A 12,817-nucleotide genomic window follows, 5' to 3' on the forward strand; every position below is an offset into this window, starting at 1 on the left:
ACGCAACGCATGCCTGAATCCTACAAGCCGATGCCGGCAGTGCTCGATCGGCAAATCGAAAACGAAGCTCAGGATGCATTTGGTCACAGGCATTTTTCCCAGGCACTCCAGAGCCTGATTGAGGCCGATCACCATAAGCCTCCGTTCAGCATTGGGCTACTCGGCGGATGGGGTACCGGGAAAAGCTCTATCAAAGAGCTTTACACACAAGGCCTCGCCGACGGTGCATCCGACGGTTCCGGTAAACCCTCACGTAGGTCTAGCATCAAGAGCATCACTTTTAATGCCTGGCGTTTCGGCGGTAAAGATCAGGACATCAAACGCGCGCTTCTGCGCCACGTTTTTATCGAGCTTGGGGGAGACGAACAGGCACTTCATGACAAGCTCTTCCGCAACATCACACAGGTTGAGCATCAGTGGAAAGGATTTCGAGAGTACGCCTGTCAGTTGTGGCGCGCGTGGTCGATGCCGTTGCCTGCCTTCCTGGTGGCCATGCTGTTGCTTTTTGGTTTGCTGTGGGGTGGGCTAGCCGTCCTCCCATGGGGCGACCCCTATGTTCGATCGACCTTCATCTTGGCAATAAGCGGTGCCTACAGCTATTTACTCAAGAACCTGAAGCCCTCAAAGGTCGATAGCTTCCGGTCGATCACTAAGGTTTCTCTTCCCAGCGCCAGTGCAGAACAATACGAAGAGATGCTCCTCGAACAGTTGAAAGCGTTCAAGGAGCCCTCGGGGATGTTTCGAAAAGTAAACCCTTGCGAGCGCCTGGTGATCTTCGTCGATGATCTGGATCGGCTCTCAGCAGAAGAAATGGTTCTCGGCCTCGACGCCGTCCGGGCGTTCATGGAGATCCCATCTGAAAAGCTTCCACACGGATTGGGCCTAGTGTTTGTGATCTCGTGTGACGAAGCAAAAGTTGCCGATGCGCTGGCGCGGGGTCGCGGCAAAAACCCTGAGCAGCCAGGTACCGTTTTTACGCACATGGACGCTCGTCGGTACCTTGATCGCATCTTCCAATTTCGACTTGAAATCCCGCCAGTACCTCGAGGCGACATGAGGCAATTCGCTCTGAAGAATCTCCTGTCATTTACTGAGATTGTCAGTGACCTGAAGACTTCGGGCACCAGCCCGGAACAAGTGATTGATCGGATGATTCACGTGAATGTCGCGGATCCTAGGAACGCTCTGCAAATCGTCAACGCTTTTGCACAGTCCTGGTGGTTGGCGAAACGTCGTGAATACGAGGGCAGCGCAGGGGAGCGGCCAGGCGGTCTGCACGAGGGTGCGGTGACTGCGCACCCGATCTCCTTGGGCGCGCTCAGTGCTGCCCGGGTGAGTTTCCCGGACTTCTATCGTGATCTTCAGGGTGACCCGTTACTGCTTGGTCGACTAACCCAGTTGTTGGTGAATGAGGGATCGCTTCTGGATCAACCAGTTGAGGCCCAAGCGTTACTATGTAAGCGTTACGTAACCTTGGACAAGGACAGTAAGACAACGACCATCCGCGACGACTGTAGGGAGCTTCGTCAATTCCTGTCCAGCCTTGTTGGTATTCGTTGGCCGGACTCTCTTCAGAGTCTGCTTCTGCTGTCTGAAGATCCAATAAGTCGAAAATTTGGTGCTGGTACCAGCGTTCTCTACAACCTGCTGATGTCTGGCGATACTCGTGGTGTGGTTGAGCAGCTGTCCACGCGCGCTGATAATGCTGCCCTAAGCGATGACCACGCTCACCTGCTCCACGAACTGGTCAGTGACCTGCACTTGGAGACGACTGCCCGCCGTCATAATGCAATGCGGGTAATCGCCAACCTCCTTGATCGCCTACCACCGCGGACAGTGCGTCTGATGCTGGGCAAACTGTGCAACGAGCTCACGGCGTCACTTGACCTCCGGTCAATGATTGGTCTGGACAGAATTGGCAACGTCGTATCAAGTGCCAATACTCAGGAACAACGCCAAATCGCTGCAGAGTTGATTGACGATCTACTCTCGACCAGCCAGACCATCGAATTTCGCCTTGAAACCATGCAGACTCCGAGCCTAGACGAAGCCCGGGTGATGGTTAGTAAGGCCTGTGACATCGTGCTCAGCGTCCGCGCAGAGCACGGACTGCCCGCGGCTCAGGAACGCAAGCTGATCGATTGGCTCAAGGTCAGAGATGTCAATCTCAGTGGTGGCTCTTACCAGTTCGAGTTCCAAGAGCTGGAGCGGTGGCTTGATGATCATGAAGCTATGCTGCTATCGATGTTGGGTACGGACTACGTGACACTTGTTGCCGACGAATTGGATGCAAACCGTGGCGAAGTGATGAAGTTGCCAGTGGTGGCAGGGCGAGTGGGTCGTCTGTTTGCCGAGTTGGTGTCCCAAGGTGAAGAGAGCAGATCCATTTTGTGGCCACTCGTGCTGAGATATTTGGCTCTACCGCAAATTGAGCTGCAGGCCTGCGCACTAACTGTGTTAGAGGCAGCGCATCAAAGGGCAGACGCACAAACGCTTTCGGGATGCGTGATCGCGGTGGCGAAAAACCTTGTGGCTCATCCAAAACCTGAGATCGATTACCGTCGAGGGTTCCAATGGACAATGGCTGTGGCTTCAGCTCGTTTTGGTGAGCTGACAACGGACGCACAATCGAATCTTGTTTTACTGTGCAACAACCTATCTACCGGAGAAGACTATCAAGTCGATGCGGTAGCGCTTTTCGAGCTAATCACCCAGCGTGCCCCTGAGCTTGCCGCCCAGGTCAGCACGAACTGGGTTAAGCGTTTGGCTGACGAACTGCCGATAGACTGCTGTCGCGCCCTGATGAAGGGCTTCGACAAATTGCCGGACGCGGTTCAAGTTCAGATCACTACTTATTTCGACTCCGGGTTTACCGCTCCGATGCCCGAAGGTTTTGGCGAGATTTACACGATGGCCTCCGAGGAAATTCCGAGTCGTTCTTGGACTACCGGGAACCTGCAAGAACATCTTGATAGCGCGCTGAGCCGGCTGCCGTCATTCGTATCACGATCAGCCGATGATCTCGACAGCGTTATGGTCGGCCTTTCAAAGATCTACCTCAATGGGTCGCCGGCCACGATCGCAGCCTGTTTGCGAGATACGTTTTCTTCCGCTGGCAGCTACCCCGCTCAGAATAATCAGCTCCATCAGCATTTCGCACGGACATGGCCATCGGTCGAGCAGGTACATCCGGGCTACGTGCCCGACACGATTTTCACGGAGGCGATCAGTACCGGCAGGCGTAACCTCAAAGAAGCGAAGCGCGGTTTGCTGCTCTCACTTGACTCCATGATCACAGCCAAACGGGTACCCGCCGACCGTGAAGCTGAGCTCATAGAATTCGCCTGCCAAGTATGGCAAACCCATCCAGTCGAGGCGGAGCATTTCTTCACCGCCGCCGCCAGGCCTCTTTCGCCAAGTCAGATTGTCCTGCTACCAACGCCCATCAATTGGGATTCGGAGCAAGAGGTGGCCTGGTTGGCAACAGCGTGGAAAAAGGCGATATCGGTGCTGGATTTGCCGCAAAGCGTCGCATCTACATTAGAGGTGCTTGCGCTAGGACATTCCGGCACTGTGGACGCTCCCGATCAGGTGTTGTCGCTATGGTCAAAGTGCTTGGACAAGACGGCTTATCAAGTATTGACGCAGCCCCTCCTTACCGTCGAAGCTACCGACGATGGGCGACGCCGACTCTGGCGTCAGATCACATCACTTGATCCAATGCCGGCCCCACAACAGCTAATCGATCTTGGTATCCGGATCTTGGCACTCGGCTCAGCACCGGAAACTGCCAGCGCGGTTAACGACAATCTGGAGTCTTTCTGCGTCCGCCTGACCAACCAAGAGAGCAAACTCGCTACCGCCCATACCTTATTGAGAACACTGCCGCGTTGTTCCTCGATCAAGATCAAAACAAACCTGGCTCGTTTGTCCTATAGCCTCGGTACCCATGCAGCGTTAACATCGGTCGACGCATCCGCTCTTAGCGAAGAGGACATGCGGATAATCTCGGACACGTTTGGGAAGGGACGTGAATTGACCAAGCTGAAAAGTCGATTCGAAAAAGATTCAGAAAAATGACGAACAGTTTAATCACCGCTGGGGGTGGCGGACCTAATCGCGGATCCAACCTCTAATTCCAAGCACATTTGCCCCCCTTCGCTTGCTGATCGATCAAGGTCGACTGGGTTGACGCTATGGTAGCCGCAGCAGGACAGGCTTACCCTGCACACATAAGAAAGCCCAGTCAGAGGTCTGACTTTAAAGGTGATTGATCTGCTAGGAGAGCAATGTGCGAGTCCTTGAACCTATCGTTAAGAATGGATTTTTCTTCTCGCCCGCTGATCCTGAGAAGCGGTATCCCGGGACATTGAAAGTTCTTGATGGGGGACGGATTGAGCTGCATCTCACCGCAGACGAAAACGCATTCGTCTCCTTGGACGAGATGTTCATAGGTCGGCTAATCGGCAAGATCGAGGGCGGATATATGACGCTTGAGGAGTGCTCCTACGAGAAGATGAATCCCTCCCTCGGTGGAGGAGCCTCAACATCATTGATTTCCGCCCGGATTGCATTTATCGGCATGGGAATGCCTGAAGAATGCCTGTTCGATGAGCTTGAGTTTGCTGTGGAAGAGCTCAGTGAGTGGTATGGAAAATCGGTGTTCAAGCCCCGAATTGGTGCTGATCTTTCAGACTGGACGATCGACTTCAAATTGTCCGAGCCATTTGAATGCAAGCTGCATGACGACTCAAGACTTGAGATTGGAATGAAAGCAACCTTCCCTGGCAGGGTGAACTTTCCGGTCACGGAGCTGCGGCAGCAAGCCTACATGACCATCAAGGCCGACTCCCCGAAAGCGCTCAACTTCTTTATCTCTCTTTCGCACAAAATCACTCGATTCCTAGCCCTGTGCGTTGGCCACCCAATCGCCATCCACTCGTTACGTGTCAGTTCCACAGGGGAGGACGGCAAGAAAGAAAGGCAAGAAGTCTACTTTCAAAGCTTGAACAGCGGCACGTTGGCTAAAAAAAGACCTGGACAGCTGATGCTGCTTCCATACTCACAAATCATCGAACAATTTACTCCCTTGCTGCAGGCATGGCTGGTGGACTACGACACGCTAATGCCGGCGCTTCACCACTTCTTCGCTGTGCAAGACGAAAGCCTGGCGTACAACGATACAAAATTTTTAGCGATTGCCCAGGCGTTGGAGGCGTTTCACCGAAGAACAAGGCCTGGCCATCGCTGGCCCCAGGATGAGTTCCGCAAAAAGCTAGATGCCATTGTATCTGGGGCGCCTGAAGCTGATCAGGAGTGGGTAAAGCAGCGACTGTGCTTTGCCAACGAGCTGACTCTTGGCGATCGTTTGAACACCCTGCTGGAGCCTTTCGTTGATGTCTTCGGTGGAAATGCTGCTATCGGGCAGATGGTGAAAGACACCAGAAACACGCGTAATTATCATGCCCACTATGACGAGAAAGGTGAAAAAAAGGCGTTGAAGGGCGCCCCGCTTGTGGCCCTGATTCTTCAGCTACGAGTGCTGTTTACACTATGCCTGTTGACGCGCTTGGGTATGCCAACTGAGGAGGCGATCAAGCTAGTAAGACAACCGAATCTATCACGATTGATGCGCTCAGCTAACCATCTGATTGCTAACGCGGAATGACCTTCCGGCGCTCGCCTTGAACGGTCGATCCCGAGAGCGAATTACTTCTTTGGGACCAACTGCGTGGCTAGCGGTCGGGGCGCTAGCCCGTCAAGGTTAGCCCGTTGATAGAGCCACGGGTAAATGGCGATTCGAATGCTCAGTTCGCCGTTACGCTGGTTTCGTGCGGATTCCACGACACTTGGACACTTAGCCCACGATCATTTGGACAGGCAGTCGGAGCGCAGCGACGCAGGTTCGCATTGTTAGTCTGAAGTCCCGGTTGCAGTCAATTTCGTTGCGCGCCTGCGCATCGATTCGCCCTTCAGTTCGATGCGGTAAGCGTTGTGCACCAGCCGGTCGAGGATCGCATCGCCCAAGGTCGGATCACCGATCAGCGCATGCCACTTATCCACCGGCATCTGGCTGGTCACCAGCGTCGAGCGGTTTCCGTAACGGTCGTCCAGCAGTTCCAGCATGTCGCGCCGCTGCGCGGCGGTAAACGGTGCAAGGCCCCAGTCGTCCAGGATCAGCAGATCGGTCTTGGCATAACCCGCCATGAGTTTGGCGAAGCGACCGTCGCCGTGGGCCAGGCCCAGTTCTTCCATCAAGCGAGGCAGACGCAGAGTTTTGCCTACGCCTGTCGGGCCGCCGATGATCAGGTTCAGGCCGTCACGCAGCCATTGGCCGCTACCGAGTTGCAGGATCAGGGCCTTGTCCAGGCCGCGTGGGCTGCGGTAATCGATATCTTCCAAGCAGGCGTTGTGGCGTAGTCTCGCGGATTTGAGGCGAGTGGTCAGCCGAGCATCTTCACGCTCGGTCAGTTCGCGGTCGACCATCAGGCCAAGGCGTTCGTCGAAGCTGAGATCGCTGATGTCGGGCGTTGCGTGCTGCTCGCTCAGCGCTTTGATCATGCCGTGCAGCCGCAGGGTTTGCAGCTTGTCCAGAGTCGGGTTGGGTAGCATCTTGATGCTCCTTTTCAGGTCAGTGGTAGTAGTCGGGGCCACGCAGGTTGATGTGCTCTTCGGGCAGCAGTGGCAGGTTTTGCTGGGTCAGCGGCAGCCGTTCCAAGCCTTGGCGCAGGATCGATTCGAGGCTTTTGTAACTGCATGCGCCCAGCGCCAGCGCACGCTGGCAAGCGGCTTCCAGCCGCTCTTCGCCGTGCTGTTTGCTCAAGCGCAGGATGCCCAGGCAGGCGCGGAAGCCGTGCTGCGGATGGATTCGGCGTTCGAGGATGTGGGCGATGACGCCAGCCGTGTTCGGGCCGGTCTGCTCGGCCCAGCGGATCAGCCGTTGCGGTGTCCACTCGGCATGTTCGCGGTGGCTCTTGGGCATGTGCTCGGTTTGGGTGGTGTGGCGGCCTTTATGTGCCGAGCGCAGATGGCTGGCCACGCGCTGATTGGCGTGGAAGCATTCAACGGTCTGCGCCGTCAACCGCACTTCGAGTTGGTGCTTCACCAGCTGATACGGCACCGAGTAGTAATGGCCGTCGACCTCGACGTGGTAGTCGATGTGTACTCGTACCTTTTTCCATTCGGCGTAGACGTACGGGTGTTCCGGCAGCGGTTGCAGCGCGGGTTGGTCGATGGTCTCGAAGACCGACCGGCGTGAGCCGGGCAGCTTCTTGAAGGGTTTCTGATTGAGTCGATCCAGCAGCAGTCCAATTGCCGTGTTGAGTTCGCCCAGCGAGAAGAACTGGCGGTTGCGCAGCACTGCCAGGATCCAGCGCTCGACCACTTGCACGCCGACTTCGACCTTGGCTTTGTCCCGAGGCTTGCGGGATCTGGCAGGCAATACGGCCACGCCGTAATGCTCGGCCAGGTCGCGGTAACTGGGATTGATGTCAGGCTCGTAACGATGCGCTTTGGTAACGCCGCTGCGCAGATTGTCCGGTACCAGGATCTGCGATGTACCGCCGAAAAAGGCGAAGCAGCGCACGTGCGAGCCTAGCCAGTCGGGCAGTTTCTGCGACCAGGTGGCCTCGGCAAAGGTGTAGCTGGACGCGCCGAAGACGGCGTGGAATCACTGTCCAAGTGTTCGTGGAGTGGGTGTCCAAGTGCGCGTGGAATCCGCACCGTACTTATTAACACTGGCGAAAAACGTCTTACCCAAAGCCGTCGCCAAGAGCAAACGGGGCCCGAAGGTGCCTAAACCCAAAGAGTGGCTGGAAGGCAAAGCCGCGAATGCCCACGTGTCGACGGATCGGGTGCTCAAGGCCGCTAAAGTCAAAAGACCTTGAAAGGGCTGGTTCTAAGAGAGGGTATGGCGCTGTCTTATCGCCATAACACAGCTTCGTTGGTGCTTGTTAGCCATGGCGGGCGTGGAACACCTGCCATGGACTCGAGGGATTCGCTACATTGAGTACGTCTTCGCTCAAATCCCGTTTTTGGAGTTAAGATCTGTAGGGTGTCAGAGATCTCGTTCGCTTGCGCATTGTCTGGACTTTCAGTGTGGTGACCCGCGGCCTTTTATCCTTAGGTGAGGGAAGGGCGATAGGGCTTAGGTGATGACGATTTTCATGAGAGAGCGCTCTACATCCTACGCAGATTTTCAGGGAAGCTAGTCGCTGACTGTACGACTACTCCGAGCTCTGCATCGAACCGGCCATAATCCCCGCTGGTTCAAGCTCCTTCCCCAGCGTCTTCGCTGCTTTCATAAAACGACGCTGATTCGCAGTTATTCTGCCACCCAGACGCTTTGCCTCTTCCACGAATTGCTCTTTCTTTGAAATCAAACCGGCACCGTGCGCGCCAGTAGTCTGGTGCTCGGGTGGAACGCGCACCTGGACGAACTTCGAACAGCAACTCAGCGGCAAAGTACTGCCTGCCGGCAGTTACATCATCGCCGCCGATCCGTCGTCACTGGAACGCGCGGCCGAGCTGATGCCGTAAAACCTGCCGCTGTGCGACTAGAAAGTCGGCCTCTATTACTACCGGTTCTCGAGGATCGGCGCTACAGGTGAATGCCGAGAGCGTATTCGCGAACTGACATCTGATTTTTGATGCGCCTTCTGGAAATCCGATATTTTACTTCACACGTTACCCCCTGAATTAGTTCGGAGAGCTTTAGGTGCCGCTAACTGCGTTAAGGGCAAGGACTAAACACGTCGTTTAACATAATATACATTATGTGTACTCAAAGAGCAGCTTAGTTGAGACCTTGTGCAGGCTTTTTCACACAGTAATTTCCGCTTCCGTCATCGAACAGCTACACCCGTCGGCGCCTGCTGAAGAGTCATGCTGATCTTCCCCAACGCTGATTTCAGTCAGTCATGGAATCTGACCATACATTGATTTAAATCAGATGGCTCCACGGTGAACGAATCCAACCTGCCTATCTCTTCTCCTGCATTTGGAGTTATTCATGTCTGAATCCCCCGTAAAGCTAAAACTCGGTGCACTGGTTGCTCTGGTGGTCGGCTCAATGATCGGCGGTGGAATCTTTTCCTTGCCACAAAACATGGCCGCCAGTGCCGATGTTGGTGCCGTGCTCATCGGCTGGGCCATCACCGCCGTCGGCATGCTGACCCTGGCCTTCGTATTCCAGACCCTGGCCAACCGCAAACCCGATCTGGACGGCGGTGTGTATGCCTACGCCAAGGCTGGGTTCGGCGACTACATGGGGTTCTCGTCCGCTTGGGGCTACTGGATCAGCGCCTGGCTGGGCAACGTCGGTTATTTCGTGTTGTTGTTCAGCACCTTGGGCTACTTCTTCCCGATTTTTGGCGAGGGCAACACCGTAGCCGCGGTGATTGGCGCCTCGGTATTGTTGTGGGCGGTGCATTGGCTGGTGCTGCGCGGCATCAAGGAAGCCGCATTCATCAACCTGGTAACCACCGTCGCCAAGGTCGTGCCGCTGGTGCTGTTCGTGCTGATCGCGGTGTTCGCCTTCAAGCTCGATATCTTCACCGCCGACATCTGGGGCCTGAAGAACCCAGACCTGGGCAGCGTGCTGAACCAGGTGCGCAACATGATGCTGGTCACGGTGTGGGTGTTCATCGGCATCGAGGGCGCGAGTATTTTTTCCGCCCGCGCCGAGAAACGCACCGACGTGGGCAAGGCAACCGTCATCGGCTTCATCACCGTGCTGCTGTTCCTGGTGCTGGTGAACGTGCTGTCCCTGGGCATCATGACCCAGCCTGAACTGGCGAAGTTGCAGAACCCATCCATGGCCGCCGTGCTGGAGCATGTCGTGGGGCACTGGGGCGCGGTGCTGATCAGCGTCGGCCTGATCATTTCGCTGCTCGGAGCCCTGCTGTCCTGGGTATTGCTGTGTGCCGAGATCATGTTCGCCGCAGCCAAGGACCACACCATGCCCGAGTTCCTGCGCCGGGAAAACGCCAACCACGTACCGGCCAACGCCCTGTGGCTGACCAACGCGATGGTCCAGCTGTTTCTGGTCATCACCTTGTTCTCGGCCAGTACCTACCTGTCACTGATCTACCTCGCCACTTCGATGATCCTGGTGCCGTACCTGTGGTCGGCGGCCTATGCAGTGTTGCTGGCGGTACGCGGTGAAACCTATCAAAACGCCCTGGCCGAGCGCCGCAAGGACCTGGCCATCGGTGCCATCGCCCTGATCTACGCGGTGTGGCTGCTGTATGCCGGCGGGATCAAGTACCTGCTGCTCTCCGCCCTGCTCTATGCCCCCGGCGCGATCCTGTTCGCCAAGGCCAAGCGCGAGCTGGGCAAACCGATTTTCACCTCTGTCGAGAAGCTGATTTTCGCCGCAGTGGTCGCAGGCGCCCTGGTGGCGGCCTATGGGCTCTACGACGGCTTCCTGACCTTGTAGTTGGCTGATTGTCCTAACTGGAGGATTTGTAATGACCACGGAAAAAGTGAAATACGGCGTGCATTCCGAAGCCGGAAAATTACGTAAAGTCATGGTGTGTTCCCCAGGCTTGGCCCACCAGCGGCTGACCCCGAACAACTGCGACGAGTTGCTGTTCGACGATGTGATCTGGGTCAACCAGGCCAAGCGCGATCATTTCGATTTCGTCACCAAGATGCGCGAGCGTGACATCGACGTACTGGAAATGCACAACCTGCTGACCGACATCGTCGCCATCCCCGAAGCCCTGGACTGGATCCTGCAGCGCAAGATCACCGCCAACTCGGTGGGCCTGGGCCTGGTGAATGAAGTCGGTTCGTGGCTGCGCAGCCTGGAGCCACGCCATATCGCCGAATTCCTGATCGGCGGCGTCTCGGCCGATGACCTGCCGGACAGCTTCGGTGGCAAGACCATCCAGATGTTCCGCGACTTCCTCGGGCACTCCAGCTTCATCCTGCCGCCGCTGCCCAACACCCAGTTCACCCGCGACACCACCTGCTGGATCTACGGCGGCGTGACCCTGAACCCGATGTATTGGCCGGCGCGCCGCCAGGAAACCCTGCTGGCCAGCGCCATCTACAAATTCCACCCTGAGTTCACCCAGGCTGACTTCCAGGTCTGGTACGGCGACCCGGACCAGGATCACGGCAACGCCACCCTCGAGGGTGGTGACGTGATGCCCATCGGCAACGGTGTGGTGCTGATCGGCATGGGCGAACGTTCGTCCCGCCAGGCCATCGGCCAACTGGCGCTGAACCTGTTCAAGCACAAGGCCGTAGAGCGGGTGATCGTCGCCGGCTTGCCGAAATCCCGCGCCGCCATGCACCTGGACACCGTGTTCAGCTTCTGCGACCGCGACCTGGTCACGGTTTTCCCGGAAGTGGTGAGCCAGATCGTCGCCTTCTCCCTGCGCCCTGACGAAAGCAAGCCCGGCGGCATCGATGTGCGCCGCGAGGAAGGCAGCTTCCTCGATACCGTCGCCGCAGCCCTCAAGCTGCCGGCACTGCGGGTGGTGGAAACCGGTGGCAACAGCTTCGCCGCCGAGCGCGAGCAATGGGACGACGGCAACAACGTGGTGGCCATGGAACCAGGTGTGGTGATCGGCTACGACCGCAACACCTACACCAATACCCTGCTGCGCAAGGCCGGTGTGGAAGTCATCACCATCAGCGCCAGCGAGTTGGGCCGGGGCCGTGGCGGTGGTCACTGCATGACCTGCCCGATCATCCGCGACCCGATCGACTACTGACCTTGAGCCTGGGCCGGCAACGCTCTCCATCCTACGAGACCGGCCCAGGGGATAACCTACACCTGAGGAGTTCCACATCATGGCGTTCAACATGCGCAACCGCAGCCTGCTGAGTCTGATGCACCATACCAACCGCGAGCTGCACTACTTGCTGGACCTGTCCCGCGACCTCAAGCGTGCCAAATACACCGGCACCGAGCGTCCACACCTGAAAGGCAAGAACATCGCGCTGATCTTCGAGAAAACCTCGACCCGCACCCGCTGCGCCTTCGAAGTCGCCGCCCACGACCAAGGCGCCCACGTCACCTACATCGACCCGGTGTCGTCGCAGATCGGTCACAAGGAAAGCATGAAAGACACCGCCCGGGTCCTGGGGCGGATGTTCGACGCCATCGAATACCGAGGCTTCGAACAGGAGATCGTCGAGGAACTGGCCAAGTTCGCCGGGGTGCCGGTGTTCAACGGCCTGACCGCCGAGTTCCACCCCACCCAAATGATCGCCGACACCCTGACCATGCGCGAACACAGCGACAAGCCGCTGCATGACATCAGCTACGCCTACCTGGGCGATGCCCGTTACAACATGGGTAATTCGCTGCTGATGATCGGCGCCAAGCTGGGCATGGACGTGCGCATCGGCGCACCGAAAGCCTTGTGGCCGCATCAGGACTTCATCGACCAGTGCCAGGCCTTCGCTGCCGAAAGTGGCGCACGCCTCACCATCACCGAAGACCCGAAAGAAGCCGTCAAGGGCGTGGACTTCATCCACACTGATATCTGGGTGTCCATGGGCGAACCGGTGGAAGCCTGGGATGAGCGCATCGAGCAATTGCTGCCCTACCAGGTCAACGCGCAGATGATGAAAGCCTCGGGCAATCCCCGGGTGAAATTCATGCACTGCCTGCCGGCGTTCCATAACAGTGAAACCAAGGTCGGCAAGGACATCGCCGCCCGTTATCCGAACCTGGCCAATGGTGTGGAAGTGACCGAGGAGGTCTTCGAATCGCCGGCCAACATCGCCTTCGAGCAAGCGGAAAACCGCATGCACACCATCAAGGCGATCCTGGTGTCGGCGTTGGCGGATATCTAGG

Annotated in this window: 6 protein-coding genes and 2 pseudogenes; 6 read left to right on the forward strand and 2 right to left on the reverse strand. The window is 57.0% G+C overall.

What is annotated here, in order from left to right; all coding sequences use genetic code 11:
• Positions 1-9 precede the first annotated feature (9 nt).
• Entirely contained in the window at positions 10-4,080 is a 4,071-nt protein-coding gene (locus GFU70_RS13805; protein WP_153388234.1) for a P-loop NTPase fold protein, read from the forward strand.
• A gap of 211 nt (positions 4,081-4,291) precedes the next feature.
• On the forward strand, positions 4,292-5,668 hold the full coding sequence (locus GFU70_RS13810) for a HEPN domain-containing protein (protein ID WP_153388235.1): 1,377 nt from the start codon (positions 4,292-4,294) through the stop codon (positions 5,666-5,668).
• A 245-nt stretch (positions 5,669-5,913) separates the two neighbouring features.
• On the opposite strand, the gene GFU70_RS13815 is transcribed toward GFU70_RS13810, so the two are convergent.
• Entirely contained in the window at positions 5,914-6,612 is a 699-nt protein-coding gene (locus tag GFU70_RS13815; protein WP_153388236.1) for an ATP-binding protein, read from the reverse strand.
• 19 nt (positions 6,613-6,631) lie between these two features.
• Positions 6,632-7,669, reverse strand: a pseudogene (gene istA / locus GFU70_RS13820) (IS21 family transposase); the annotation flags it as partial.
• A gap of 712 nt (positions 7,670-8,381) precedes the next feature.
• Between istA and GFU70_RS28745 the strand changes: the two are divergent.
• The 4 genes and pseudogenes from GFU70_RS28745 to GFU70_RS13835 all read left to right on the forward strand — a co-directional run.
• Positions 8,382-8,535, forward strand: a pseudogene (locus GFU70_RS28745) (FAD-dependent oxidoreductase); the annotation flags it as partial.
• 475 nt (positions 8,536-9,010) lie between these two features.
• Positions 9,011-10,438, forward strand: a complete 1,428-nt coding sequence (arcD, locus tag GFU70_RS13825; RefSeq protein WP_116642239.1) for an arginine-ornithine antiporter — start codon at positions 9,011-9,013, stop codon at positions 10,436-10,438.
• A 31-nt stretch (positions 10,439-10,469) separates the two neighbouring features.
• The gene (gene arcA / locus GFU70_RS13830; protein ID WP_153388237.1) at positions 10,470-11,726 is read left to right on the forward strand and encodes an arginine deiminase; all 1,257 of its coding nucleotides are present in this window, start codon (positions 10,470-10,472) and stop codon (positions 11,724-11,726) included.
• Positions 11,727-11,805: 79 nt separating this feature from the next.
• Complete coding sequence (locus GFU70_RS13835; protein WP_058542178.1) at positions 11,806-12,816, forward strand: ornithine carbamoyltransferase; 1,011 nt, start codon at positions 11,806-11,808, stop codon at positions 12,814-12,816.
• Position 12,817: the final 1 nt, after the last annotated feature.

It is taken from the genome of Pseudomonas brassicacearum (genome assembly GCF_009601685.2).
GTDB lineage: Bacteria > Pseudomonadota > Gammaproteobacteria > Pseudomonadales > Pseudomonadaceae > Aquipseudomonas > Aquipseudomonas kilonensis_B.